This window comes from Flavobacterium sp. KKT103, from assembly GCF_055640565.1.
On record NZ_CM145766.1, the window covers coordinates 691,585 to 718,076 of the forward strand.

A 26,492-nucleotide genomic window follows, 5' to 3' on the forward strand; every position below is an offset into this window, starting at 1 on the left:
CTCCATTTTTAAATAAAACTTTTATAAACCGTATTTCTTAATCCAATTTCAAGCAATAATAAAAGGCCTGCAATCCACACAAATGCTCTGTACTTTTCGTCATAATCGTAGAACTTTAATTCTTCGATCTCGGTTGTTTCTAATTTATTAATCTCATTATATATTTCGGCCAATTTATCATTGCTGGTTGCTCTAAAATATTTTCCATCGGTTTTACGAGCAATGTTTTTCATCAACTGTTCGTCTATTTCTACTTTCATCATCTGGAAAAGCAATTGACCGTTCGGTCCTACTGCATAAGGTGATTCGGCCATACCGTTACTACCTAAACCTATTGTGTATACTTTAATACCATATTGCTTAGCGATATCAGCAGCTGTTTCAGGCTCAATAAATCCGGCGTTGTTAACTCCATCCGTTAGCAAAATGACGATTTTACTCTTGGCTTTACTATCCTTCAATCGGTTTACGGCAGTTGCTAAACCCATTCCAATTCCTGTTCCGTCTTGCAAAACATTATCGTATTTAATGCTTTTTATGGCTTCTTCAACTACCGCTTTATCACTTGTAACCGGAGTCTTCGTGTAGGCTTCAGACGCATAAACAACCAGTCCAATGCGGTCGTTAGGTCGTTCTTGGACGAAATCAGCAGCTACTCTTTTTAAGGCTTCCATTCGGTTAGGCTTTAAATCTTTCGCCAACATACTTCCTGAAACGTCAACTGCCATCACGATATCGATCCCTTTAGTCGTTTTAGTTTTATTACTAATATCAACTGTTCTTGGTCGTGCCAAAGCAATAATTAATGAACTCAAAGCAACTAATCGCAATACGCTTAGATACGGCTTTAACTTTACTAATAGTGAAGTGTTTCCTTGAAATCCTTTAATTGAACTAATTTTTAGTGTAGCTACTTGCTGGTTTCTTTTATAAAAAAGCCAAAATACGGCCAGTGGTATCAATAGAAACAACCAGAAAAACTCAGGATTTAAAAATGTTAATTTTCCCATTATTTAGTTGCTATTTTTAATTCGACAGAGCTTAAAACGCGTTCTGCAATTTGATCTGCATAGGTATCTCCCTGCTCATGGAAAATTAGAATTTGTTGCAAGCCACCGTTTTGACTAAATAAAACAATTTCATAATACAAATCTTCTCTACTATTCGTTTCGTCATTCACTCTTGAAAACGTTCCGTATGATTTAAGTCCGCTAATACCTTCAGCAGTTTGGAAATCTTCCTGTTTCACGATCATATTTTTCGCTCCTTGCGATTCTAGCGTTTGCAGTGTAACCTCCATTGACTTTTTTAGATCAATTTGTGACTCCTGCTTGTAATTAACGGTAGAAACCATCAAGTAGAAATTGTCGACAAAGCTTCCGTACACAAAAGACTGCATATCCTTGATGAGTGCCAAACCTTCTTTAGGTAGCGACTTAGTCAAATCGATTCGTTTAAGAACCTTAGGCGTTTCGATCAAAACACTTGGATTTCCATACTCACTTTTTACCCATTCTGATTCGAGTAATTCCTTAGTAGGATGCCCAATAATATTGTCTTTTACATAGGTAAACCCTTTAGTCGCTATAAAGTAAGCCGCAACCAATGTCAGTAAAACCACAACTGCCGCTATACTTAAAACAATTCGCTTGTTTCGCTTTTTCTTGAGCTGAATTTGTACTTGTTTTTGACGTTGCGCTTCGTTTAATAAAGTATCCTCTTCCTCAGGAACCTCGACAGGAATAGCATTGTCTAAAGTCAAAATTGCCTTTTGAATTTTGTTTTTATCTTCCGTAATTTCAAAGTCAAGTGGTTTCGATTTGGCAAACTTCACTAAATCGGCTTGTTTTAATACACGCTCTAAATTTTCGATGGTTTCTTGCGAAACACTCATTTTCTTTTTTAGGGAAGCCGCTCTTAATGCTACAATTAATTCAGAAGTGGTGCTTTCCATTGCCGGAATCTCAATCGCTTCTTCGATATAATTACGAGCAATATCCGTCAGTTCACTGTAATATTCTTTTACTTCTCCTTTTTGCCAAAGTTCTTTTTGTTCCAGAACATTAAGTAAACTTGTCGCTTTTTCAATTGGTGTTTTATAGACTTCAGCTTCTATTTTTTTCTTTTGGTATTTTTTGATGTACCAATAAATCGCGGCTCCAATACCTGCAATTAGTGCCAATACTAAAAGATACTTCCACCAATTTCCAATTTCATCAGCTGCAGGTTGAATGTCCTTGATGTCATACATTTTTTGCTTTAATGTATCTACCTGCACATTCGCTACCTCTACCGCGATAGAATCAGTCATGTAGGATTTGCTATTGATCAAAATCTTTATACTTGGAATCGTGTACTTCCCGGAGTCGAATTGTGTTAAACCATACTTTTTGATTAACTCATAACGGTCGTTATTTTTAACCGTATCTACAGGATAGGATTGAATAACCTCCAGCGCACCGATATTTTTTAAATTAGGAAACACCACTTTAGATAAGGTATCTACTGAAGTTTTGACTGTTAGTTTAAACTCGGCGCCTATTTTATTTCTTGTAGTATCTATGCTAGTTACTACTCGTTTTTGTTGTGCAAAAACGGTAGAACATAGTAGTAGTATAAGTAGGTATTTATTTTTTTTCATGTTGTTTGAAACAGTTGTTTTCAACACCTCTATCAGGAGGATTTGGGAAAATGCTTTATCTCGATTTAAAATAACCTAATAGCTTGGTTACATAGCTTTCATCAACTCTTGTATTTACAACTCCTGAACCTGATTTACTAAACGTTTCTTTAAAATAGTTTAGCTGTTCATTATAATACTTTTCGTAATTAAAGCGAACGGATTTTGATCCTGTATCAACTAATTGGACCGTGCCCGTTTCAGCGTCAAGCATAGGCACCATTCCTAGGTTAGGCATACTTTGTTCTCTACTATCGTACACTCTAATACCCGTGATATCATGCTTCTTGGCAGCAATTTTTAAAGTTTGGTCGTATCCATCACACATGAAATCAGAAATCACAAATACAATGGCTTTCTTTTTTTGTGTGCTGGACAAAAACTTTAACGCTTGCGATAGATCCGTTTTGTTGCTTTGCGGATGGAATTCAATCAATTCTCGAATAATACGCAGTACATGCGAACGGCCTTTTTTAGGAGGGATATACAATTCAATTTGGTCTGAAAACAAAATCAGTCCTATCTTATCATTATTCTGCGTTGCCGAAAAAGCCATTGTTGCTGCTATCTCGGTAACAATATCTTTCTTGAATTGATTTTTAGATCCAAAACTTTCTGAACCCGAAATATCAACCATTAGCATCATGGTTAACTCCCGCTCTTCCTCAAAAACTTTTACGTGTGCTTCGTTGTAACGTGCGGTAACATTCCAATCAATATTTCGAATATCATCTCCGTATTGATATTGGCGTACTTCACTAAATGTCATTCCGCGGCCTTTGAACGACGTATGGTATTCCCCCGAAAAGATGTGATCACTCAATCTTCGGGTTTTGATTTCTATTTTACGTACTTTTTTTAAAAGGTCTTTTGTATCCATTTTTTTAGTAATTAGTAATTAGTGAATAGTGAATAGTAACAAGCCAAGGCTCCGTACGATTCACTTATTACTATGCACTTTATGGAACTTCTACTTCGTTTACGATTTTATTAATGATATCTATTGACGTAATATTTTCTGCTTCTGCCTCATACGTAATTCCAATTCTATGACGCAATACATCATGCACTACGGCACGTACATCCTCAGGAATAACATACCCACGACGTTTGATAAAAGCATAACATTTCGCCGCTACAGCTAAATTGATACTTCCACGCGGAGACGAACCAAAACTAATCAAAGGCTTCAATTCAGCTAGTTTGTATTTCTCAGGGTAACGCGTTGCAAAAACAATATCTAGAATGTATTTTTCTATTTTCTCATCCATGTAAACCTCACGAACTGCCTCTTGAGCACGTAAAATTTGCTCTACTGAAACGACTTGGTTTACTTTCGAGTAGCTTCCTTTTAAATTCTGACGAATTACTAAGCGTTCTTCATCCATTTTAGGATAATCAATAACTGTTTTTAGCATAAAACGATCCACTTGCGCTTCTGGCAATTGGTACGTTCCTTCTTGCTCCACAGGGTTTTGAGTTGCTAGTACTAGGAACGGTCTGTCTAGTTTAAAAGTAGTATCACCAATAGTTACTTGCTTTTCTTGCATCGCTTCAAGCAAAGCTGATTGTACCTTGGCAGGCGCACGGTTAATCTCATCGGCAAGGACAAAATTGGCAAAAATAGGTCCCTTTTTGATCGAGAATTCATTTGCTTTAATATTGTAAATCATTGTACCTACAACATCGGCAGGTAATAAATCTGGTGTAAACTGAATACGACTAAAAGAGCCATGAATTGCTTGCGACAAAGTGTTTATTGCTAAAGTCTTCGCTAATCCAGGTACTCCTTCTAATAAAATGTGCCCTTGTCCTAGTAATCCAATCAATAATCGTTCAACCATGTGCTTTTGACCCACAATCACTTTGTTCATTTCCATTGATAGAAGGTCAATAAATGCGCTCTCTCTCTCTATCTTTTCATTGATTGCTCTAATGTCTAAAGTCGATGTATTCTCTTCCATATTATTATTTTTAAAACCTTGAATTTAATGCCTTATATTTGAGAGTGCAAATTGAATTTTTTTTTAGAGGTAAGATGTTAAAAAATGGTTAAAACTTCCGTCAACCCCTTAATTTTAAGGACGAATTATGATACAATTTTTATATTTTTAAGAACTTTAAAAAATATACCTAGAAATCCGATTATTAGTGATTTCGAATAAAAATAAAAGCCATGACTAAAACAACATTATCACCTATTATTGCTGGAACCATGAACTGGGGTGTTTGGGATAAAAACCTGACCATAAATGAAATGGAAAGCATGATTCAAATTTGCTTAGAAAACAAAATTACCACTTTCGATCATGCCGATATTTACGGTTCCTACACGACCGAAGAAGCCTTTGGAAAAGCTTTTGCAGCCAGCCAAATTGCACGAGATAAAATGCAGTTAATTTCGAAATGTGGAATTCAGATGATTGCCGAAAACCGCAATAACAAAATCAAACATTACGATTACTCTAAAGAACATATAATTGCATCAGCTGAACGCTCTTTAACTAATTTACAAACAGACTATTTAGACGTTTTTTTATTGCACAGACCGAGCCCTTTGATGCGATCAGATGAAATTGCCGAAGCAATTGAAAAGCTAAAATCAGATGGTAAAATTATCGATTTTGGATTGTCTAATTTTACGACTTCTCAAACCGATTTAATTCGTCAAAAAACAGCCGTAAATTACAACCAAATCCAATTTTCAGCTACTAATTACGAACCGATGCTTGATGGCAGTTTGGATTATATGCAAATCCACAATATTCGTCCCATGTCATGGAATCCATTAGGATCTGTTTTTAGAACTGATTTGCCGCAAACCCACCGCTTGAAAAAATTATTAGCAACACTCGTCTCTAAATATGGTTTAGGATCCGACACACTTTTATTATCGTGGGTTTTAAAACATCCTGCTAAAGTAATACCGATAGCGGGTACCGTGAATGTCGCGCGTATCCAAGCATTACACAAAGCCGTAGCCTTAGAATTAGAAAAAGAAGATTGGTTCGCCATTTGGTCTGAAAGCATGGGAGAAGATGTACCTTGATTTAAAAATTGACCATTAAACGAGAAATACCATAAATAAATAAAAATGAATAAAACAGCCTTAATAACTGGTGCTACCAGTGGCATTGGTAAAGCAACAGCCCAAATTTTAGCCAAAAATAATTACCGCGTTATTTTATGCGGCAGACGGGAAGATCGTTTACTAGAACTCAAACAAGAATTAAGTGCTTTTACCGAGGTGCACTGCCTGCAGTTTGATGTAAGGAACAAAAATAGTGTGTTCGAATCGATACATAATTTGCCTGAAAATTTCTCAACTATCGATGTATTGATAAACAACGCTGGAAATGCGCATGGTCTAGATCCTATTCAAACAGGAGACATTGACGACTGGGACGCGATGATTGATATCAACGTAAAAGGGCTTTTATATGTTTCTAAAGCGGTGATCCCGCAAATGATCGAAAGAAAATCAGGCCATATTATCAATATTGGATCTACGGCTGCCAAAGAAGTGTACCCAAATGGAAACGTATATTGTGCTTCTAAACACGCCGTTGATGCCTTAAATCAGGGAATGCGTATTGACTTAAATCCGTTTGGAATTCGCGTAGGCGCCATTCATCCAGGTATGGTTGAAACCGAGTTTAGTGAAGTACGATTTAAAGGCGACTCCAACCGCGCTGAAAATGTATATAAAGGATTCACGCCCCTGCAAGCAGCGGATATAGCCGATATTATACACTTTGTAGTCTCAAGACCCTATCATGTTAATATCGCTGACTTGATCGTGATGAGTACCGCACAAGCTTCATCAACTATTGTGAAAAGAGATTAAAAAAAAAAGCGCTATGATCAATAAACGCCTTTTAATCAAAAATTTACTTGCTCATAATGACGAGAGCAGTTTTTACGATAAAAAGCGCCAATTGAACTTACATACTAGAGAAGGTAAGGCCAAATTCCTAAAACACATTTGCGCCTTATCCAACTCTAATCCGGCCAACAATTCCTATATTGTAGTGGGCGTTGAGGACCAAGACAATGAAATAATTGGGGACGATTTTTTTGACGATAGTCGGATTCAGAATTTAGTGAATGCTTATCTAGAAAACCCTCCCAAAATTCAATACGAAAACGTTCCTTTTCCTAATTTACCCAAAGACAAGGTTGTAGGACTGGTGACCATTAAACCTAAAAACAAACCTTCGCATTTTAAAAAAGGAATTCATACCATTATTGCAAATAGTACCTTTATACGACGCGGAAGCAACACTACTCCTACTATAGAACCTATTGAAAAAAATTACCTAAATACGGAAACAGTCATTGATATTGAAAATAATTCACGAAACAATATACAATATACTTTAGATGGTGTTTTTGATTTCATGAATTTTAGACACAAAGACATGTCGCCTAAGTACAAAGTATTTAAGGAGTTATTCGTTATTTGTTGGGCCGGTATTCCAAAAAAAATTAGAGACAAGACTTTTTTGTCAAGAGTGGATATTGAGCTAATCAATGAGCAAATTAAACTGTTTTATTCCGCTCAAGATGTGGTCACCATCAATTATGACGAAGATAGTTTTACAATTGTTGAATACATCCCGTTAGGGTTAAATGATAAAACAACTTATTATCCGCTAGAGAAAAAAACGATTTATTTTTATGAAAATGGCTATTATAAAATAGAAAGCGAAATGCTTTTTCAGCCACCTGAATACAATAAAAAAGTACTTTATCATATTTACAACGCCAACTTGGCCTTGCTGCTTACCCTAAAAAAAGGTTTTCAATTAAATGAGAAAGCCCTTAAGGATTTAGAAAACTTACCCTCAGCACTACTTATTTGTTATTTAAATGGATTTGCGGAAGCTAGAGAAAAACTAATAGACGCTAAAACACTCCTTAAGGTATATCCTACTGTTTATTCTTCCTTCAAGGAAGCTATGAGAGTAGTCAGGAAAATGAAGTACGATACTAAAGGTGAAGGTTAAAAAAAGATAACACATCATTAAGTAAACTTAGTATCGTTCTGATAATCAATATCGACAAAGTAATAAGTGTGTTCATCTGTTTCGTGTTTGTATGTTTTTGTAAAGTTACAAAAAATAATTAACACTAAACAATCACTAAATTTAGTGATATTTCATCTCTTTTAAATTAAGTAAAACACCTTTATTAACTGGTATTAAAAATAAAAACCGTTAAAAATTATCGCTTCCTAACTCTTTTGTTTATTTTTATCTTTTTAGAAAAAACAACCCTTACGTTGTTTGTATAATCCCGATTGACCACATATAAAATGAGAACACTTGTTATAGGTGATATACATGGCGGTTTACGCGCCCTACACCAAATTATAGAAAGAGCCCAGGTTACATCAAAAGACCGTCTAATTTTTTTAGGAGATTATGTCGACGGATGGAGCCAATCGCCTCAGGTACTTGATTATTTAATGGAGTTAAATACTACTAATGATTGTATTTTTATAAGAGGAAATCACGACGAACTCTTATTGCATTGGCTTCAAGACAGCAAGGACAATTTATTATGGTACAACCATGGTGGAGAAGCGACTGTTAATGCTTACGCCAAAGTGCAAGCAGAGACTAAGGAACGACATATTCAATTCTTAACCTCGTTAGACGACTATCACCTGGACGAAAAAAACCGATTATTTGTTCATGCAGGATTCACCAATATGAATGGTGTTAAATATGAGTTCTATCCTAAATTATTTTATTGGGATCGTACCCTATGGGAAACGGCGCTATCACTTGACCCTAGTATCAAGCCAAATGATTTATTGTATCCAAAAAGATTGACATTATACGATGAAGTGTATCTAGGACATACTCCGGTTACCCGAATTGGAATGACAGTACCTGTACAAAAAGCGTGTATTTGGAATGTAGATACAGGAGCAGCCTTCAAAGGACCACTTACAATTATGGATGTGGACACAAAAGAGTTTTGGCAAAGCGAACCCTTACATCAGCTGTATTTTGATGAAAAGGGCCGAAATTAGCCTAAAAATAGCTACATTTACAGCCTACAAATTTTAAATAAAAATCATGAAAAAAGTACTGACTGTCTTAGTTCTTTTTACTGCTTGCTTGATACAAGCACAAGCCTTTAAAGGAAAAGGAGACGTTAAAGGACAAATAGGAACAAACCTGCAAGATGGTGGAACAGGAATTTACCTCTCTACAGATTTTGGACTAGGCGAAAATATTTCGGTGGGATTTACTGGTAATTATTTACTTTCTGTTCGGTCAAACGCCTTGGGTGAAATTCCAGTTTTCCAAGATCGTATTGATATAAAAGCACGTTTTAATGCCAACTTGGGAGATGTATTTGAACTTGGATCAAAAATGGATCTATATCCTGGAATTGATTTAGGATTGAAAAATTTTGGTGGCCATTTAGGATTTCGTTATTTCTTGTCAGATGGTTTTGGTTTATTTACTGAGGCCAGTGTACCAATTGCGAAATATGACAAAACTGTAACCGGTTTTGGACGATTAAACAATCAATTTGCATTAAATATAGGCGCTTCTTTTAATTTATAGCATTCCGATAATAAGCATAAAAAAAGGCAATTTTGATTCACTCAAAATTGCCTTTTTTTTATCGTGTGTTCCTACTACAAATCAAATTTGATTCCTTGTGCCAAAGGCAAACTAGTAGTATAATTAATGGTATTTGTTTGACGACGCATGTACACTTTCCAAGCATCCGATCCTGATTCTCTTCCGCCACCCGTTTCTTTTTCTCCACCAAAAGCACCACCTATTTCTGCTCCCGAAGTACCAATGTTTACATTTGCAATTCCGCAATCAGATCCTACAACAGATAAGAACAACTCAGCTTCACGTAAATTATTAGTCATAATCGCTGATGATAAACCTTGCGCCACACCGTTTTGAATCGCTAAAGCATCTTCAACCGTTCCGGAGTATTTAAGCAAGTACAATACGGGTGCAAAAGTTTCGTGTTGAACGATTTCAAATGAGTTATCCGCCTCAGCGATCGCTGGCTTAACATAACAACCACTTTCATACCCTTCTCCCGTGAGTACGCCACCTTCAACTAAAATTTTACCACCTTCAGCCACAACTTTAGCAAGTGCATGGTTGTACATTTGTACCGCATGCGTATCAATAACTGGACCTACGTGATTGTTTTCGTCTAATGGGTTTCCTATGCGCAATTGACCGTAAGCCGAAACCACAGCATCCTTAACCGTTTCATAGATACTTTCATGAATTATTAAACGACGTGTTGAAGTACAACGTTGTCCCGCCGTACCAACTGCTCCAAATACCGCTCCAATAACAGTCATCTTAATATCAGCATCGGGTGTTACAATAATTGCATTGTTTCCACCTAATTCTAATAATGATTTCCCTAATCGTCCCGCCACAGTTTGTGCTACAATTTTTCCCATGCGAGTAGAACCCGTAGCTGAAATTAATGGTACGCGTTTATCGCTTGTCATCATTTCACCCACTTTGTAATCACCGTTGATCAAACACGAGATCCCTTCAGGTAAATTATTTTCTTTGATAACCTCAGCTATAATATTTTGACAGGCTATTCCACACAATGGCGTTTTCTCAGATGGTTTCCAAACGCACACATCGCCACAAATCCAAGCTAGTGCGGTATTCCACGCCCAAACGGCTACTGGAAAGTTAAATGCTGAAATGATTCCAACCACTCCCATTGGGTGGTATTGCTCATACATACGGTGTCCTGGACGCTCCGAGTGCATGGTCAATCCATGTAGCTGGCGAGAAAGTCCTACTGCGAAATCGCAGATATCAATCATTTCTTGGACTTCACCGTATCCTTCTTGCAAGGATTTACCCATTTCATAAGAAACGAGCTTACCTAATGCTTCTTTATTTTTACGTAATTTTTCTCCAAACTGACGTACAATTTCTCCACGTTGCGGTGCTGGCATTGTTCTAAAAGATTTAAAAGCAGCAGTTGCTGACTCCATTACTTTTTCATAATCAGCAGCGGTGGTGGTTTTAACTTTGGCAATCAATTGACCATCTACAGGTGAAAAACTTTCGAGTAGATCTCCATTTGAAAAGTGATTTAATCCTGTTGAAGTTCCTTCATTTATGTCCTTTATACCCAATTGAGTCAAAGCCTCTTTCATTCCGAATTGATTTGCTATTGTTATCATTGTAACTTTTTTGGTTAAAATTGTTATATTCTTATTACAAATATACTATTTCAAGTTGGATTTACAGAATCAAACTATAAAATAACATCTTAGAGTAAAGTTAAAATAAATATGAAGCAAGTAAATACTATCGACAATAAATTAGATTTAAATAAAGAACCTTAAATTTACTTTTTTAAATAAGACTTAAAATCATCCTATGCGCGCCATCCTCTATTTTACACTTTTGTTATTTGGTACTACCTATTGCGGTTTTGCTCAAAAGGCAAGTCTGTCCCGTTTTCAAGTGGTGCCTTTGGGAGTTAAAGGTGGTAGTGACGAAACCAATTTATCAGCTTATCTACTCGCGCCAACAAACAGTCAGGACTACATCTGTTTAGATGCAGGAACGATCAATGCGGGAATAGAAAAAGCAATTGCAAATACTACTTTCACGGTATCCGCTAACACTGTTTTACAGGAGTACATTAAAGGCTATTTTATTTCCCACGCTCACCTAGATCATGTATCAGGATTAATTATCAATTCACCTGCAGATGCTGCGAAGACAGTTTATGCCACGAATCAATGCATGCAACTGATGCAAAAACACTATTTTAATGGTGAAACTTGGGCTAATTTTGGTGATGAAGGTCTGGGGTTTCCGCTTAAGAAATACCATTTTCAAACACTGCAACCACTTACATCAACTGCTATTAACAATACTACAATGACGGTAAAGGCTTTCCCTTTAAGTCATGTAAATCCATATGAAAGCACTGCTTTTTTAATAAAAGACAAGGACGCTTATGCGCTATACTTAGGCGATACGGGAGCCGATCGTATAGAAAAAAGCACCCACTTATTTTCCTTATGGGAAGCCATTGCACCTTTAATAAAAAACAAACAACTCAAAGGATTATTTATTGAAGTATCGTTTCCAAACGAGCAGGCTGAAGGTTCTTTATACGGTCACTTAACACCAAAACTCTTACTGGAAGAGTTACAGGTTTTAGCCAACTTAACAGGAGAAAAAGACTTGCGAAGTTGTAAAATTGTTATAACGCACCTTAAGCCTCCTACTAGCGCTATGCTAAAAATTAAGGAGCAGCTCATTCAAGAAAACAATCTAGGATTGGATCTTTATTTTCCAGAGCAGGGTGTTCGATTTGAGTTATAGCGCCTAGCCCTGATGGAAGTGGCATCCTATTCCTTCTTTCTTTAAGAAGGAATAGATAGAACGGACAGCAGGAAATAGCTCCTAAAACTACTTATTTTTGAGCCACAAATCGGGGGTCGGCCTCCATAACGGTTCCGCATGAAGTGCACGTACGTAAATCCTCTGAATTATAGAAATGTTCGAAATGAGGCAAAAAATCTTTTTCGATATCCGTTAACTCAAAATAGACTTCGTGCAGTTTATGATTGCAGTTATCACAAAACCAAAGCAGTCCATCGACAAAACCTTGACCGGCACGTTTGCGCTCGATAACCAGCCCGATAGAACCCTCAGAGCGAACAGGAGAATGCGGAGTTTCGGCGGGATGCAAATACATATCGCCAGCATTCAGCTCCATTTCTTTACGGACACCATCCTCTTGAATGATCACTTTTATACTGCCTTCAAGTTGGTAAAAAAGCTCTTCGGTTTCGTTATAATGATAATCTTTACGCGCATTTGGGCCTGCCACGACCATCACGATGTAATCACCAGATTCAATGTACAAATTCTTGTTCCCCACCGGTGGTTTTAATAATTGGCGGTTGTCCTCGATCCATTTAGTCAGGTTGAACGGTTTAGCTATTGCCATATTTTTTTGAATTATATATTGAGTGCTAATTTACTAAAAAGCTTTGTGATGCTGGCTTTACAAATTCACAAAGTGTTCGCTTATTTTACTTCTTTAATCAAGTAAATGTAAACGGGGAAATGGTCGCTGAAACCCACTTCGGTTGGTGAATGTCGCTTGGGATAGCCTTTATATTGCCCCGATGTTTGGATTAAAAAAGGCTTATTATAGATTCCCGCTTTCCAATATTGGTAGGTCGAAAAATCACTGCTTATCAAAGATTGTGATACCATAATTTGATCAAAAATATCCCAAGAATCTCTATAAGCAATTGTTCCTAACCCTTTTTTGGCCATTTCTTCAAAGGGATTGTAGATACCTAAGGGTGGCACCTCTGCTTTTTTAGCTTTGGCACCCAATGCTTTTTTAACACTATTGTTAAAAGGTCCATCGTTTAAATCACCTAAGGTTATTACTTTGGCATTAGGATTAAGGCGTTGCAAGGAATCAATGATTTTACGGTTTAAGGCACCTGCGGCTTCTCGAAACGGACTCGATTTTTTTTCGCCGCCAGACCGCGAAGGCCAATGATTTACAATGATATGAATCTCTTCGTCGTCGAGAAAACCAGTTACTAAAAGTTGGTCTCTGGTAAAAACACGGTTGTTTTGGTCGTTGATTTCTAAGGCATCATCTGCTTTTTCAGTTGGTTCAATGGTAACCGCTTGCTGATTAGGCAGCTCCTTTTTATAGACGTAAAGCGGAATATTAGTGTACGATGTAGGTCGGAAGTAGTTGCGCTGATACAATAAAGCGACATCAATTCCTCTTTTATCAGGGGAGTCAAAATGTATAATTCCGTATTCTTTGGAAATCAGTTTAGGCTGTTTGATTAAATCTTCTAAAACACCTCGGTTTTCGATTTCAGAACAAGCGATAAAAGTGGGTGAATTGGTGTTTGCCCCGGATCCAATTTCGAGCAACACTCTAGATAAGTTTTCTAGTTTTTGATGGTATTTTTTAGAAGTCCAATGCTGTGCTCCCCTTGGTGTCCATTCATCATCTTTCGTTTTTGGATCATTAATAGTATCAAAAAGATTTTCAAAGTTATAAAAAGCAACGGTATGAATGCGGTAGTTTTTTTGCTGACCAAAACCACTGGACAGCATAAATAAGAGCAATAAAACCAGTATTATGTTGTGTTTTATCATTTGGACCGCATTTAATTCCTTCTTTTGAAGTAAAAATACTTCATTTAACGCAGAAAGCTTCAATTATTTTTCAAATTAGTTATCTTTGTTTTATTGGCTGTATAGCCCATAAAATCATTTAAACAAGTAGCATGATCTTTAAAAAACTCTATTATTTCTATTTATCACAGCGTTTTAGTCTTGCTACATTATTTGTTTTAATTCTAGTCTTATTTTCCACAAACAGTCAATCCCAAACACACATGATCACACCTGCTACTTTACAAAAAGGAGATACTATTGCCATTCTAGCCACAGCCAGAAAAAACATCGACGATAATTTAAAACCCGCAATTGACTTGGCGCACAGCTGGGGATTAGAGATTGTAATAGGTAGCACTATTGGCCTGGATAACAACCAACTGGCAGGAACGGATGAACAACGTGCTGCCGATTTTCAAAAACAATTAGACAATCCAAATATAAAAGCGATTTGGTGTGTAAAAGGCGGTTACGGTACGGTTCGTATCATTGACTTGCTTGATTTTACTGCTTTCAAAAAGCATCCTAAATGGATTATTGGTTTTAGCGATATTACTGTTTTACACAATCACCTCAACACCATGGGGTTTAAAACCCTACACGCTGTTATGCCTATAACGGTTCCAAGAGCGACTAAAGAAGCGATTGAAAGTTTGCGCCAGTCTCTTTTTGGAACGGGATTGCGTTACGAAATTACCACTGCACCTATGAACAAAATGGGGAAAGCGACCGGAGAATTAGTTGGTGGAAATCTTTCTATTTTATACAGCTTGCTTGGTTCTCCTTCGGCTATTGATTGTAAAGATAAAATTCTTTTCATTGAAGATTTAGACGAGTACTTGTATCACATTGATCGCATGATGATGAACTTAAAACGCAACGGCTGCCTTGAAAGCATTAAAGGAATTGTGGTTGGTTCTATGACCAAAATGAAAGACAACGATATCCCGTGGGGGAAAAATGCACTACAAATCGTGGAAGAAGTCACTAAAAACTACAACATCCCGATGATCTATAATTTTCCAGCAGGACACATACAAGACAATAGAGCATTGATTTTAGGAAGTACGGTGACAATTGAGGTAACTCCCACAAAAAGTAGCTTATCATTTAACGATTAGTTGCGTGTTAGAAACGTTCCATTACAAATTAGCTAACCCTTACTTTTATGGCTGAACATAACGACTTAGGTAAATTAGGCGAAGAATTGGCGGTCGAATTTCTAGAAAAAGACGGCTATACTATCTTAGCTACGAATTGGATTTTTCAAAAAGCCGAAGTAGATATTGTTGCTCAAAAAGAAAATACCCTAGCGGTAATCGAAGTCAAAACAAGATCATCACTGGAATTTGGTTTGCCGCAAGACTTTGTAAAACCAAAGAAAATTCAACTTCTCACTAAGGCAATTGATGCTTATGTCAACCAAGAAAATCTTGATCTCGACGTGCGATTTGACATTATCGCCATCCATAAAGAGGGCAAATCTTTTGTAATTGAACACCTTACCGATGCTTTTTATCACTTTTAAAGGCTTTTTTTAATTGTTATATTTGTAACAAATTGTTTTTTTATCTATCTTTGACCCATAATTTAAAACAAAAGTAAAGGAGAACAACCACTACAAAACACCACAAATAACAAAAGTATCATGAAAACTGTTTCATCAATCGTCGAAAATTACATTAAAACCAAACCCTTTTTATTAAATGCTTTATCCTTAGGCATTATTAATTTGACCTCTCTATCTCGGAATATTATGTCAGAGCTAGAAAGTGAATTTGGTAAAGAAGTGAAACAAGGTGCAGTAGTAATGGCGCTTAAGAGACTAACCGAAGAATTAGATTTTAGGCTGAATCATAAAATAAACAAGGTCATAAAAAATATTGGTGAGATAACGGTGCGTTCCGCATTGACTGATTACACCTTTGCCGTATCCGAAACGGTACTAAACAAACAAGCAGAATTAATTGCAGACATTAATGGTTTTCCAGATGTGTTTTATACCTCATCAAGAGGAGTTAATGAAATCAATATCGTTTTGAGCAATAGCGTGAATGCCTTAGTTGAAAAATATTTTACAAACGAAAAACTAATTCAAAAACTAGAAAATTTAGCTTCGATCACCGTTAAGTTACCTCAAGAAAATATTGTTGTTCCAGGGATTTATTACTTTATTTTTCAACGCTTAGCATGGGAAGGAATTATCATCAACGAAGTGATTTCGACTTCAAATGAATTTACTATTCTTGTAAGTGAAGAACAAGTTGATGTTGCTTTTAAAGTAATCAAGGATTTGAAGAATTAGAAAATAAAATTGGTTAACAAGAAAGCCGTTAGTTTAGAACTAACGGCTTTCTTGTTAATAAATCTAACGTTTCGCGGCTTCATGAAGTGGCGAAATTCGTGACCGATTATTTGCGGCTAAAATAAAATTTATTGCGAACGATAAACGTGAATTTACCACATATCTCGCCATTTTTGCAAATCTCTGTTATCGGTTCGGTTTTATATTTCTAAGATTTTAGTTTCAGTATTTTTATATCTTGATTTTAACTTTTTAATTTTTTGCTCAAATTCTTCGTATATTTCCTCAAGTTTTCCTGGACTAACATCCATCCAACGGCTATGATTTTTATAAATTTCTTGTCCTTCAGCAAGCCATTTATTTCTTTTGGTTTGATTCGGCACTAAAATTTTATCAATATTCATTTTTTTCAGCTTAAGCATTTCATCGATTTTGTGGAAATCAGGAATGCTAAAATTTGTGTCACAAATTAGAATATTAGTTTTGGAATGCAGAATTCTGTCAAATATATATTCAATTCTCTTAAAATTTGAATCTTTCAATAAATCATAATTATATTCATCAAGAACTTCAATACAATTTATAATTTCAAAGTTTTCAAATTCAGAAATAATTAAATCTAATTTACAAATTTGTAGTGTTAAAATTACCTTTCTTGTGTTTTCTGATTTAAAAAAATATTTTTTTATAAAATTCATTTCTTCTTTTTTACGCGGTTCAGTAAACTGACGCACAACTACACAATAACACCAAATTTAGATACTGAAATGTAGAAAAATCACCACTATTGCATATTATTGGATACTTTTATTTAGAATCTAATTTGGGTGCGGATCTAAAATACTGCGTATAATCCGTCCAAAATTCAATCATTTTCTGAACCTCTAGCGGACTCTCTTTTTCGACATTATTAATATCTGTAGAGAGATCCATTTGAAACACATCATTCTCTTTATTCGAAGGCGCATTGGCTTCGACTTCTTTCAAAATAAAACGTTTTACTTTATTAAGAAATTCAATATCGGTGCTGTTCTGAAGCAAGTCAATCAAAAACGATTTTTCGGCTGTAATATTCATGTCCAGTGTTTTTTTTATCAAATATAATAAAATTGAAAGACCCAAACCTACTCGTGTCTAATGTTTTAACTTGATTTTATCAGTTTTGACTTATGCTTCGTGAACAATTGTTGTTTTTAAACTGAAATATTATTCCCCACCTAACATCTGCATCTTTTCTAATGCTTTTCTAGTTGTTTTTGCATCGTCAAAAGTGAGCAACAAGCGCAATCCATTCGGCGTTTGTTTCTCTTTCATTTTACAAATATCTGTATGTTTTTGTACAAAATCCAATACCTTTCTAAAACGTTTGGACTGGTAATAATCAGATTGTTGATCCGAAACAAAATAACAAATCATCTTGCCTTGTTTCATCACTAGCTTCTCGATTCCGATTCCCGTAGCGATCCATTTAATTCGAATGCTGTTCATCAAAGCAATAGCGCGCGGTGGCATAGGTCCAAAACGGTCAATTAATTTATTTTGGAAAACAATTAATTCTTCTTCGTTTTTAACAGCGCCTAATTCATTGTACAAACTCAATCGCTCGCTGATATTGTTGATGTACTCATCAGAAAATAACAACTCGAAATCGGTGTCAATTTGCAAGTCTTTTACATATTCCTTAGTCTCAATATTATTCTCTTCGGGATATAAATCTTTGAATTCGTTCTCTTTTAATTCTTCAATGGCTTCGTTCATGATTTTTTGATAGGTATCAAAACCAATCTCGTTGATAAACCCTGATTGCTCACCACCTAATAAATCTCCTGCACCACGAATCTCCAAATCCTTCATCGCGATGTTAAAGCCACTTCCTAATTCACTAAACTGCTCCAGGGCTTGAATTCGTTTTCTAGCATCCTCGGTCATCGCAGAATAGGGCGGACAAATGAAATAACAAAATGCTTTTTTGTTGCTTCGACCTACACGTCCTCGCATCTGATGCAAATCAGACAATCCGAAATTATTCGCATTGTTGATGAAAATAGTATTCGCATTGGGTACATCCAATCCACTTTCGATAATTGTGGTAGCAATTAAAACATCAAATTCGCCGTTCATGAAAGCCAACATTAATTCCTCTAGTTTCTTTCCGTCCATTTGACCGTGACCAATACCTACGCGTGCATTAGGAACCAAACGTTGAATCATTCCCGCGATTTCCTTAATATTTTCGATACGGTTGTTGATGAAAAACACTTGTCCGTTACGCTGAATCTCATACGAAATCGCATCGCGAATTAGCTCTTCACTAAAACCTACCACATTCGTCTCAATAGGATAACGATTGGGCGGAGGTGTTGTAATTACTGACAAATCACGTGCCGCCATCAACGAAAACTGTAATGTTCTTGGAATAGGCGTTGCAGTCAATGTCAAAGTATCTACATTGGCAGCGATCGTTTTTAATTTATCCTTTACGTTCACACCAAATTTTTGCTCCTCGTCCACAATTAGCAATCCTAGGTCCTTAAAAACTACATTTTTATTCACTAACTGGTGTGTACCAATTACAATATCTAATTTCCCTTCGGCTAATAGTTTAAGTGTTTCTGCTTTTTGTTTGGCTGTTCTAAAACGGTTCAAATACCCAATAGAAACCGGCATGTCTTTTAAACGCTCTGTGAAAGTGCGGTAATGCTGGTAAGCTAAAATCGTAGTAGGCACTAATATTGCTACCTGTTTACTGTTATCTACCGCTTTGAAGGCTGCACGAATGGCTACTTCGGTTTTTCCAAAACCTACATCACCACAAACCAATCGATCCATTGGTCGGTCGCTTTCCATATCGGCTTTAACCTCCGCTGTCGATTTCATTTGGTCCGGTGTGTCTTCGTATATAAACGAACTTTCTAATTCATTTTGTAAGTAACTGTCAGGTGCAAATTGGAAGCCCTTGTCTAATCGTCGCTTGGCGTACAACTGAATCAAGTTGAAGGCAATGTGCTTGACTCTCGCTTTGGTCTTTTGCTTTAAAACCTTCCAAGCATTCGATCCTAACTTATATATTTTAGGCGGTGTGCCGTCTTTACCGTTGTATTTAGAGATTTTATGTAGCGAATGAATGCTTACGTACACAATATCATTATCAGCGTAAACCAACTTAATGGCTTCTTGCGTTTTGTTTTCGACTTGGATTTTTTGCAATCCACCAAAACGACCAATACCGTGATCGATATGCGTTACATAATCGCCTACAGAGAGAGTAGTTAGCTCTTTTAAAGTAATATTCTGTTTTTTAGAATAGCCATTTTTAATGTTGAACTTATGGTAACGCTCAAAAATTTGATGATCGGTGTAGCAAATAACTTGATTTTCCTCATCGATAAAACCTTGGTACAAAGGCATAACAATGGTATGGTATTGTTTGCGGACATTCTCAGAATTAGCTTCGTCTAAAGTTTCGAAAATATCGTGAAAACGCTTTGCTTGTGCCTCATTCGAGCAAAATATGTAGTTTTTGTACCCATTAAAATGATTTTCACTTAAATTATTCAATAACAAATCAAATTGCTTGTTGAAAGACGGCTGCGGCTGAATATGAAATTCAAACTTTTTCGTAGTTCTAAAAATGGCTTTCGAACTCAATTCGACGATTGAGAAATCCAAAGCTCGCTTGATAAAACTCGCTTGGTTTAAGAACAATTGCTCAGGTGTAGCGTGCTTGATATCTTTAGACAGTTTCTCAAAAGCTTCTTCGGCCTTGACAAATTGTTTGTCGAGTTGTCCTAAAAAATCCTCGGTATTTTGAATAAACAAAACCGTTTTTTCAGAAATATAATCCAAGAAAGACTCTCTGTTTTCCTGAAAAATTTTGTTTTCTACATTTGGTATAATGGTAATCTTCTTTTGCTTTTCGATTGATAATTGTGTTGCCACATCAAATGAACGAATGCTTTCGACCTCATCACCAAAAAACTCGATTCGGTAGGGATTATCATTCGAAAACGAAAAAACATCTACGATTCCGCCTCGAACCGAAAACTCTCCTGGCTCGGTAATAAAATCAACGCGCTTAAATTCGTATTCAAACAACACCTCGTTGATAAAGTCAATCGACACTTTATCACCCACCGCGACTTTAAGTGTATTTTTATCTAAGTCTTTTCGCGTTACCACTTTTTCAAATAGGGCTTCAGGATAACTTACAATTACGGCTGGTTTTTTGCGCGAATTGATGCGATTGAGTACTTCGGCACGTAATAAAACATTAGCGTTATCCGTTTCTTCTATTTGGTAAGGACGACGAAAGGATCCAGGATAAAACAACACGTCTTGTTCCCCAATCAATTGTTCCAGATCATTGAGGTAATAAGCCGCTTCCTCTTTGTTGTTCAAAACAATCAAAAAGGGATGTTCGGCTTTTTTAAAAAGCGATTGAAGTACAATTGAAATCGACGAACCAATCAAGCCGTCCAAATGTAATTTAACCGGATTCGTTTCCTGCAAACGGTCTGCAATTTGCTGGATTTTAGGGGAACTCTCAAATATTTTAAAAAGGGCAGCTTTACTCAACTCTTGGAATGTTTGGGTCTAATGCTGGATTCGAAGGAATTGCTCTTGCGGGATCTAGCATTTTTATTAATTCAGATTCTCCCTGTTCTACAGGAATTTTACTTTTCTCTACTATCTTATCCATTTGCCTTTGTAAGGAGGCTAATTCTTTATTGATTTCAGTGATCGAAAATACTACTTTATCATCCGGAATTTTATCGAGATGCATGTATAAATCTAGCATTCGCACTTTAGTAATCAATACGGATATTCTACTTTTAATGGGAGGCACATCAAATTGTACTGGAATATTATCTTTAAGAGCCATTGCCTTTTTAGAAATTGCAGTCGACTTTTGCTGAAAAGCACCAATGGTTTTTTTAGGTTTTTGAGCCAATTCAGCAATAAACAAACGCAGTTGTGACCAGGTGGCCACACTCGATTCGGCTACCTCGTTTATAGGTGTGTCATAAAAAACCCAACCTTTATTGATGTTCGAAAATATAACCTCTTTCTTTTTGGCGTCTTTGGCATTTTCGGCATCTCGTTTAAGATTATCGTCCTTACAAGAAGCCAGAATAACAAAAAGTAAAAAGAGGTAGGAGAATTTAAATTTCATTGTGTTTTCGTTAAAGTACAAAGTTACGAAGTAAATTTATAATTATAGATTGGAAGGCAGTAATTACCATTTCCTTCTAATCCATGCGTATTTTGCAGTTGAAAAGTAAAAAAAGCAAAATAAACCACTGTTTTTAAGTCTTTGATTGTACAATTAACAAACTCCAGACCGAGTGCTTTAGATAAATACGAAAACGTTATCTTAGCTCCTTAAAAATCAATCTAAAAATGAGTACAAAAATCCTAATTATTGGTGCTTGTGGACAAATAGGCACCGAGTTAACACAGTCCTTAAGAAAAATTTACGGAACTGAAAATGTCATTGCTTCTGATATTCGCAAATTAAATATTGACGTGGTTAATGCCGGACCTTTTGAAGTCATCAATGCTTTAGATTTCAATCAAATTGAGCATTTGGTAGAAGTACATCAAATTACCGATGTGTATTTAATGGCTGCATTATTATCAGCAACTGCCGAGAAAAACCCTGCTTTTGCTTGGGATTTAAATATGAATTCGTTGTTTCACGTTCTGAATTTGGCGAAAGCCGGAAAGATCAAAAAAATATTCTGGCCCTCAAGCATCGCTGTTTTTGGACCTACAACTCCTAAAGAAAACACCCAACAATATACCATCATGGAACCGTCTACGGTTTATGGAATCAGTAAGCAAGCGGGTGAAAGATGGTGTGAGTACTACCATAATATATTTGGAGTTGATGTGCGCAGCATTAGATATCCTGGTTTAATTAGCTGGTCGTCGCCTCCTGGTGGTGGAACCACAGATTATGCCGTGGATATTTTTCACAAAGCCTTGGCTGATAAAAAATACGAATGCTTCTTGTCATCCGAGACTAAAATGCCAATGATGTATATGGACGATGCTATTGCGGCGACCATAAAAATTATGCAGGCGCCAGTTGAAGATATCAAAATTCACTCGTCCTACAACCTGGCGGCAATGAGTTTTACCCCAACGGAGATTGCTGCCGAAATCAAAAAACACATTCCTGAATTTACGATTACTTACGAGCCTGACTTCCGTCAAAAAATAGCTGATAGCTGGCCTGCAAGTATTGATGATAGCAACGCCAGAGCTGATTGGGGATGGAAACATCAATTTGATCTCGAATCGATGACTAAAGATATGTTGGAGAATTTGAGTAAAAGTATTTAAAATTCAAAATGCCGCAAAATTTAGGTTTTGCGGCGTTTTATTTTTAGGAATTCCTTTTTTAAACAATGTGACTTTTAACCACATTGCCTCATTTCTTTTTTATTTTAATTTTCGTTTAGGAGATTTAAAAGTAGATCCACGAACGATAAGGTTTGTTTTTATTTCAATTGTTTTGTAGTTAATAACGGTATCACTATTTATTTCATCTATTAAATATTTGATAGCTACTTCTCCAATCCTATTTCCAGGTTGATCGATCGTTGTCAGCTTAGGACTTATTATTGTGGAATAGACCGAATTACTAAATCCCACAACTGCAATGTCCTCTGGGATTTTTATTTTATTTTTCTTTAATACTTGCATCGCACCTATTCCCGCTTCATCAGTGATAGCAAATATTCCGTCGGGTTTGTGCTGTAACCCTACTAACACTTTCGCAAGTTTTTTACCTTCTTCGATAGTGACACTGTCGCAACTCATAATTAAACTTTCATCTAGTTCTATTTGATGCTTTTTTAAAGCCTTCAGGTATCCTGCAAATCGTTTTTCGGACAAAATAGAACTTTCGGTTTCCTTAATAATGGCAATTCTTTTTTTACCAATATTAATTAAATGGTCCACCGCTTTAAAGGCGGCTTCTTCATCATCAATAACAATTTGCGTACAAGGTACTTTTGCCGATACTCTATCAAATAATATTAACGGAATATGCTGCATCATCTCCAAAATATCGTCAACATTGGTGTTTTTTTTGACTAGTGACAATAGAACGCCATCAACACCAAACTGTACCATCGTTTCTAACAGAGCTGTTTGTTTTTGTTCATTATTAAAAGACTCACAAATAATAACTTTATATCCGTTTAAATCAGCATTGTAAATAATTCCTTTTAATAAAGTTGCCGTAAATTGATGCTCAATATTGGGAATAATTACACCTATTATATTTGACTTATGGGAGCGAAAACCTTTTGCAAATAAATTAGGAGCATATTTTACTTTTGTAGCATGCGCTTTTACTCGCTCCTTAGTCTCTTCGCTAATATCGATGTGATCATTCAGCGCCCTAGAAACCGTTGAAATAGACAATCCTAAGTCAAAAGCCATTTTTTTTAAAGTAACAATATTTTTCTTTCTCATTTTTTAGCAATATAATAACAAATATATTAAATTTATTTTCCATTGCAAACGTTACCGCAAACGTTTGCGGTAAGTTTCGGTACTTTTTCAGTATTTAAATCATTGAAAACGATATAGCTTAGCAAAAAAAAACCAGTTATAAAATTTAACACCAACCAAAATGAAAAAATTTATAAAAATTTTCTTGTTGTTAATAGGGACGATATCCTATTCTCAAACCACTGTAAAAGGAACAGTAAAAGATGAAAAAAATAATCCAATTCCGATGGCTAATGTTGTCGTTGTAGGCGCCGCAGTTGGCACAACAACTGACATGGATGGGAATTACACCTTTACTACTAAATTAACTGGAGAGCAAAAATTAAAAATAGCTTACATTGGCTACTTTCCACAAATTAAATCAGCCAATTTCAATGGAGATACAACTGTTGATTTTATACTCAAAGAAAGTATTGAATCATTAGATGAAGTTGTTTTGACAGCAACATCAGTTAAGCGCTCTCAAAAAGAAACTCCAGTTTCGATTACTTCTTTTAGTGCTAAAGATTTAACAAAATTAAATACAAGTAGCCAAGCTAATATTTTGCGAAGCGTACCTGGTATTACTACTGAAAATGGTGGTGGTGAGGTAGCATCCAATGTTTTTGTTAGAGGTTTACCTTCTGGAGGACAATTTCAATTCAATCCTTTGCAAATAGATGGAATGCCAGTTTTGGCGACTTTTGGACTAAATTCATCGGCTCATGATGTTTATTTTAGAACAGACATTGGTATGAAAAGCCTAGAATTTATTCGTGGTGGTTCATCTGTATTATATGGAGCAGGATCTGTAGCGGGTATTATTAACTATACAAGTGAAACAGGTTCAGCTACTCCAAAAAATATTTTGAAAACCGAAATAGGGACAAATTCTAGATACAAAGCAGATTTCTTGTCTAGCGGTCAATTAGGCGGGAAAGATTCTAATTTATTCTATGCCGTAACAGGGTTTTATCGTTATGATGAAGGACCAATCAAAACAGGATTGCCAACTGAAGGATACCAAATACGTGCTAATGTAAAAAAGGTAACTGACAAAAGTACAATTACATTTTCTGGACAAGTAATTGATGACAAAGTACAATTCTTCTTGCCTTACCCATTACAAGGAGGAAGCAGAACAAGACCTATTGGAAATGATGGAAAAGAGATCTTGACCTTGCAAACAGCTGCTGTTTCTGATATTTCCTATGCTACTCCAAACGGAATGTTTACCTCAAATATAAAAGATGGTGTTGCTACAAAAGGCGGCTATTTCATGACCAATTTTGTACATGATTTTTCAGATACTTTTAGCATTGATGCAAAAATTAGAAAATCTCAATATCAGAATCAATTTAACTTTTTCACCGATGGTAGCGGTATTACGGGTGCAAAAGTGGTTGAAACGCAAGATCAATACAAAGCAACTAGAGGTTTAACTACAGGGAATTTCACCACTATAAATGGTGTTGCTTTACCAGCTTCTGCGCTTTTATTCGAAAACAGAATTGTAGATAGAGTTCGTCCGTTAGACGAATTAGTATCTGAGATTAAAGTAATCAACAAAATGGGAATTCATACTGTTACAGCGGGAACATTTATGTCTCGATCATCAGCAGGCGATTTGAATATCACTACTAGTTATTTAAGTGAATACAGCAACCGTCCAGGATTAGTAAACCTTTCTGGTTATACAGTAAACGGAGTAACAAACACTGCGACATCTTATTCTAATAAAAACATTACAAGTAATAAATTGGCTTTTTTCTTAACAGATCAAATCAAATTAGAGAAATGGAATTTCGATATCGGATTCAGACACGAAACAGCTTCGGGTACTATTGAAAATGAAAAAACCAAAGAATACAATATGGCTGGTTCTCCAACGGCTACTGGAATTGCCGGAATTGACAAAGTAATTTGGGGAAGTGGAGCATACCAACGTGCGCATGTTTCTACAAGTGATTATGCAGTTTCATTAGCAGCATTGTACAAAATAAGTACAAGTACTAGCGTTTATGGTAACTTTTCTAAAGGGTATTTCTTCCCAGAATTACGTTCAGTGAAATTTGATGCTCTAGGTAATCCAAATACATACTCTCCTGAGAAAATCATTCAAGCCGAAGCAGGATTGAAATATGGTAAAGGAACTTTGTCTGGTACTGTAGCATTATACTCAGCCAATTTATCTGATAGAAGAAATGTTCAATTTATCAATGACCCAAACAATGCAGGTGGATTTATTGAAAAGGTAGATTTACAAGACACCAAATCATACGGTGTCGAAAGTACCTGGAACTGGAGATTTGCCCAAGGATTCGCTTTCAACGGAACCTTAACTTACCAAAAACACGAATTAACAAAATCTGAAAACAATCCAACATTCGTAGGAAACAAATTGGCTAGACAACCTAATGTAATGACAAAACTAGGATTGTCATATGATAAATCAAACTTTGACGCAAATCTTGATTATAACTATGCTGGTGATAAATTCACAAATGATGCAAACACAATCAAATTGCAAGGTTTTGGAATCGTTGATTTAAGTTTAGGCTATACTTTCAATGTTGGATCGGATAACGAAACGCTTAGAATAGGAGTTCAATCTTTCAACTTATTTAATTCTGCTGGAATTACAGAAGGTTCTCCAAGACTTGGAGACAACCAAACAGATGAGCAATTTTTTGTAGGAAGACCTATTATTCCTAGAACTGCTTTGATGAACTTGACATTTACTTTCTAAAACAATAGTATCTAGAATGCCTTGGTATTCATTCAT

General features: G+C 36.0%; 23 protein-coding genes. 11 read left to right on the forward strand and 12 right to left on the reverse strand.

Annotation, left to right across the window (positions count from 1 at the left end; translation table 11 throughout):
• Nucleotides 1-8: 8 nt before the first annotated feature.
• From ACZ2G0_RS02965 to ACZ2G0_RS02980, 4 genes are all read right to left on the reverse strand, one after another.
• On the reverse strand, nt 9-1,010 hold the full coding sequence (locus tag ACZ2G0_RS02965) for a vWA domain-containing protein (protein WP_470308934.1): 1,002 nt from the start codon (nt 1,008-1,010) through the stop codon (nt 9-11).
• A complete protein-coding gene (locus tag ACZ2G0_RS02970) occupies nt 1,010-2,641 on the reverse strand; it encodes a hypothetical protein (protein ID WP_470308935.1) in 1,632 nt (543 codons plus the stop codon). The genes ACZ2G0_RS02965 and ACZ2G0_RS02970 overlap by 1 nt, the downstream gene beginning before the upstream one ends.
• A gap of 55 nt (nt 2,642-2,696) precedes the next feature.
• Nucleotides 2,697-3,560, reverse strand: coding sequence for a DUF58 domain-containing protein (locus ACZ2G0_RS02975; RefSeq protein WP_300284416.1), 864 nt, complete (start codon nt 3,558-3,560; stop codon nt 2,697-2,699).
• A 79-nt stretch (nt 3,561-3,639) separates the two neighbouring features.
• On the reverse strand, nt 3,640-4,644 hold the full coding sequence (locus ACZ2G0_RS02980; protein WP_470308936.1) for an AAA family ATPase: 1,005 nt from the start codon (nt 4,642-4,644) through the stop codon (nt 3,640-3,642).
• Nucleotides 4,645-4,856: 212 nt separating this feature from the next.
• Between ACZ2G0_RS02980 and ACZ2G0_RS02985 the strand changes: the two genes are divergently transcribed.
• From ACZ2G0_RS02985 to ACZ2G0_RS03005, 5 genes are all read left to right on the forward strand, one after another.
• Entirely contained in the window at nt 4,857-5,729 is an 873-nt protein-coding gene (locus ACZ2G0_RS02985) for an aldo/keto reductase (RefSeq protein WP_470308937.1), read from the forward strand.
• A 45-nt stretch (nt 5,730-5,774) separates the two neighbouring features.
• Nucleotides 5,775-6,527 carry an SDR family NAD(P)-dependent oxidoreductase gene (locus ACZ2G0_RS02990; protein ID WP_470308938.1) on the forward strand — a complete coding sequence of 251 codons (753 nt, stop codon included), beginning with the start codon at nt 5,775-5,777 and terminating at the stop codon, nt 6,525-6,527.
• 13 nt (nt 6,528-6,540) lie between these two features.
• A complete protein-coding gene (locus ACZ2G0_RS02995) occupies nt 6,541-7,689 on the forward strand; it encodes a DUF5929 domain-containing protein (protein WP_470308939.1) in 1,149 nt (382 codons plus the stop codon).
• Between the two features lie 308 nt (nt 7,690-7,997).
• Nucleotides 7,998-8,723: a metallophosphoesterase gene (locus ACZ2G0_RS03000; protein WP_470308940.1), complete on the forward strand. Its 726-nt coding sequence runs from the start codon at nt 7,998-8,000 to the stop codon at nt 8,721-8,723.
• A gap of 46 nt (nt 8,724-8,769) precedes the next feature.
• Nucleotides 8,770-9,267: a DUF6646 family protein gene (locus tag ACZ2G0_RS03005; RefSeq protein WP_470308941.1), complete on the forward strand. Its 498-nt coding sequence runs from the start codon at nt 8,770-8,772 to the stop codon at nt 9,265-9,267.
• A gap of 74 nt (nt 9,268-9,341) precedes the next feature.
• Here ACZ2G0_RS03005 and amaB read toward each other — a convergent pair whose 3' ends face one another.
• Nucleotides 9,342-10,895 (reverse strand): L-piperidine-6-carboxylate dehydrogenase, encoded by a 1,554-nt coding sequence (gene amaB, locus ACZ2G0_RS03010; protein ID WP_470308942.1) that lies wholly within the window; start codon nt 10,893-10,895, stop codon nt 9,342-9,344.
• A 199-nt stretch (nt 10,896-11,094) separates the two neighbouring features.
• Between amaB and ACZ2G0_RS03015 the strand changes: the two genes are divergently transcribed.
• A complete protein-coding gene (locus tag ACZ2G0_RS03015) occupies nt 11,095-12,054 on the forward strand; it encodes an MBL fold metallo-hydrolase (RefSeq protein WP_470308943.1) in 960 nt (319 codons plus the stop codon).
• A gap of 91 nt (nt 12,055-12,145) precedes the next feature.
• Here ACZ2G0_RS03015 and ACZ2G0_RS03020 read toward each other — a convergent pair whose 3' ends face one another.
• Nucleotides 12,146-12,685 carry a 3-hydroxyanthranilate 3,4-dioxygenase gene (locus ACZ2G0_RS03020; RefSeq protein WP_470308944.1) on the reverse strand — a complete coding sequence of 180 codons (540 nt, stop codon included), beginning with the start codon at nt 12,683-12,685 and terminating at the stop codon, nt 12,146-12,148.
• A gap of 80 nt (nt 12,686-12,765) precedes the next feature.
• Nucleotides 12,766-13,875, reverse strand: a complete 1,110-nt coding sequence (locus ACZ2G0_RS03025; protein WP_470308945.1) for an endonuclease/exonuclease/phosphatase family protein — start codon at nt 13,873-13,875, stop codon at nt 12,766-12,768.
• 242 nt (nt 13,876-14,117) lie between these two features.
• Here ACZ2G0_RS03025 and ACZ2G0_RS03030 point away from each other — a divergent pair, with 242 nt between their 5' ends.
• The 3 genes from ACZ2G0_RS03030 (at nt 14,118) to ACZ2G0_RS03040 (ending at nt 16,201) form a co-directional block, all read left to right on the forward strand.
• Nucleotides 14,118-15,017, forward strand: coding sequence for a S66 peptidase family protein (locus ACZ2G0_RS03030; protein WP_470309809.1), 900 nt, complete (start codon nt 14,118-14,120; stop codon nt 15,015-15,017).
• A gap of 47 nt (nt 15,018-15,064) precedes the next feature.
• Entirely contained in the window at nt 15,065-15,424 is a 360-nt protein-coding gene (locus tag ACZ2G0_RS03035) for a YraN family protein (protein WP_470308946.1), read from the forward strand.
• Nucleotides 15,425-15,544: 120 nt separating this feature from the next.
• Entirely contained in the window at nt 15,545-16,201 is a 657-nt protein-coding gene (locus tag ACZ2G0_RS03040; RefSeq protein WP_470308947.1) for an aspartate kinase, read from the forward strand.
• A gap of 200 nt (nt 16,202-16,401) precedes the next feature.
• Here the strand turns inward: ACZ2G0_RS03040 and ACZ2G0_RS03045 are convergent, their stop codons facing one another.
• The 4 genes from ACZ2G0_RS03045 to ACZ2G0_RS03060 all read right to left on the reverse strand — a co-directional run bounded on the left by ACZ2G0_RS03045 (nt 16,402) and on the right by ACZ2G0_RS03060 (nt 21,374).
• On the reverse strand, nt 16,402-16,899 hold the full coding sequence (locus ACZ2G0_RS03045) for a hypothetical protein (protein ID WP_470308948.1): 498 nt from the start codon (nt 16,897-16,899) through the stop codon (nt 16,402-16,404).
• A gap of 109 nt (nt 16,900-17,008) precedes the next feature.
• Entirely contained in the window at nt 17,009-17,278 is a 270-nt protein-coding gene (locus tag ACZ2G0_RS03050) for a hypothetical protein (RefSeq protein ID WP_470308949.1), read from the reverse strand.
• Nucleotides 17,279-17,407: 129 nt separating this feature from the next.
• On the reverse strand, nt 17,408-20,776 hold the full coding sequence (gene mfd, locus ACZ2G0_RS03055; protein ID WP_470308950.1) for a transcription-repair coupling factor: 3,369 nt from the start codon (nt 20,774-20,776) through the stop codon (nt 17,408-17,410).
• Nucleotides 20,769-21,374, reverse strand: a complete 606-nt coding sequence (locus ACZ2G0_RS03060) for a hypothetical protein (RefSeq protein WP_300288566.1) — start codon at nt 21,372-21,374, stop codon at nt 20,769-20,771. Before ACZ2G0_RS03060 ends, mfd begins: the two co-directional genes overlap by 8 nt.
• Nucleotides 21,375-21,601: 227 nt before the next feature.
• On the opposite strand from ACZ2G0_RS03060, the gene ACZ2G0_RS03065 reads away from it, so the two are divergent.
• Nucleotides 21,602-22,549: an L-threonine 3-dehydrogenase gene (locus tag ACZ2G0_RS03065; RefSeq protein ID WP_470308951.1), complete on the forward strand. Its 948-nt coding sequence runs from the start codon at nt 21,602-21,604 to the stop codon at nt 22,547-22,549.
• Nucleotides 22,550-22,648: 99 nt separating this feature from the next.
• On the opposite strand, the gene ACZ2G0_RS03070 is transcribed toward ACZ2G0_RS03065, so the two are convergent.
• On the reverse strand, nt 22,649-23,689 hold the full coding sequence (locus ACZ2G0_RS03070; RefSeq protein ID WP_470308952.1) for a LacI family DNA-binding transcriptional regulator: 1,041 nt from the start codon (nt 23,687-23,689) through the stop codon (nt 22,649-22,651).
• A 160-nt stretch (nt 23,690-23,849) separates the two neighbouring features.
• Between ACZ2G0_RS03070 and ACZ2G0_RS03075 the strand changes: the two genes are divergently transcribed.
• Nucleotides 23,850-26,456: a TonB-dependent receptor gene (locus tag ACZ2G0_RS03075; protein ID WP_470308953.1), complete on the forward strand. Its 2,607-nt coding sequence runs from the start codon at nt 23,850-23,852 to the stop codon at nt 26,454-26,456.
• The last annotated feature ends 36 nt before the right edge of the window (nt 26,457-26,492 follow it).

Bases quoted from the DNA above. Each gene is read 5' to 3' on its own strand.
- ACZ2G0_RS02965 (WP_470308934.1), bottom strand. From the start codon at position 1,010: ATGGGAAAATTAACATTTTTAAATCCTGAGTTTTTCTGGTTGTTTCTA.
- ACZ2G0_RS02970 (WP_470308935.1), bottom strand. From the start codon at position 2,641: ATGAAAAAAAATAAATACCTACTTATACTACTACTATGTTCTACCGTT.
- ACZ2G0_RS02975 (WP_300284416.1), bottom strand. From the start codon at position 3,560: ATGGATACAAAAGACCTTTTAAAAAAAGTACGTAAAATAGAAATCAAA.
- ACZ2G0_RS02980 (WP_470308936.1), bottom strand. From the start codon at position 4,644: ATGGAAGAGAATACATCGACTTTAGACATTAGAGCAATCAATGAAAAG.
- ACZ2G0_RS02985 (WP_470308937.1), top strand. From the start codon at position 4,857: ATGACTAAAACAACATTATCACCTATTATTGCTGGAACCATGAACTGG.
- ACZ2G0_RS02990 (WP_470308938.1), top strand. From the start codon at position 5,775: ATGAATAAAACAGCCTTAATAACTGGTGCTACCAGTGGCATTGGTAAA.
- ACZ2G0_RS02995 (WP_470308939.1), top strand. From the start codon at position 6,541: ATGATCAATAAACGCCTTTTAATCAAAAATTTACTTGCTCATAATGAC.
- ACZ2G0_RS03000 (WP_470308940.1), top strand. From the start codon at position 7,998: ATGAGAACACTTGTTATAGGTGATATACATGGCGGTTTACGCGCCCTA.
- ACZ2G0_RS03005 (WP_470308941.1), top strand. From the start codon at position 8,770: ATGAAAAAAGTACTGACTGTCTTAGTTCTTTTTACTGCTTGCTTGATA.
- amaB (WP_470308942.1), bottom strand. From the start codon at position 10,895: ATGATAACAATAGCAAATCAATTCGGAATGAAAGAGGCTTTGACTCAA.
- ACZ2G0_RS03015 (WP_470308943.1), top strand. From the start codon at position 11,095: ATGCGCGCCATCCTCTATTTTACACTTTTGTTATTTGGTACTACCTAT.
- ACZ2G0_RS03020 (WP_470308944.1), bottom strand. From the start codon at position 12,685: ATGGCAATAGCTAAACCGTTCAACCTGACTAAATGGATCGAGGACAAC.
- ACZ2G0_RS03025 (WP_470308945.1), bottom strand. From the start codon at position 13,875: ATGATAAAACACAACATAATACTGGTTTTATTGCTCTTATTTATGCTG.
- ACZ2G0_RS03030 (WP_470309809.1), top strand. From the start codon at position 14,118: ATGATCACACCTGCTACTTTACAAAAAGGAGATACTATTGCCATTCTA.
- ACZ2G0_RS03035 (WP_470308946.1), top strand. From the start codon at position 15,065: ATGGCTGAACATAACGACTTAGGTAAATTAGGCGAAGAATTGGCGGTC.
- ACZ2G0_RS03040 (WP_470308947.1), top strand. From the start codon at position 15,545: ATGAAAACTGTTTCATCAATCGTCGAAAATTACATTAAAACCAAACCC.
- ACZ2G0_RS03045 (WP_470308948.1), bottom strand. From the start codon at position 16,899: ATGAATTTTATAAAAAAATATTTTTTTAAATCAGAAAACACAAGAAAG.
- ACZ2G0_RS03050 (WP_470308949.1), bottom strand. From the start codon at position 17,278: ATGAATATTACAGCCGAAAAATCGTTTTTGATTGACTTGCTTCAGAAC.
- ACZ2G0_RS03060 (WP_300288566.1), bottom strand. From the start codon at position 21,374: ATGAAATTTAAATTCTCCTACCTCTTTTTACTTTTTGTTATTCTGGCT.
- ACZ2G0_RS03065 (WP_470308951.1), top strand. From the start codon at position 21,602: ATGAGTACAAAAATCCTAATTATTGGTGCTTGTGGACAAATAGGCACC.
- ACZ2G0_RS03070 (WP_470308952.1), bottom strand. From the start codon at position 23,689: ATGAGAAAGAAAAATATTGTTACTTTAAAAAAAATGGCTTTTGACTTA.
- ACZ2G0_RS03075 (WP_470308953.1), top strand. From the start codon at position 23,850: ATGAAAAAATTTATAAAAATTTTCTTGTTGTTAATAGGGACGATATCC.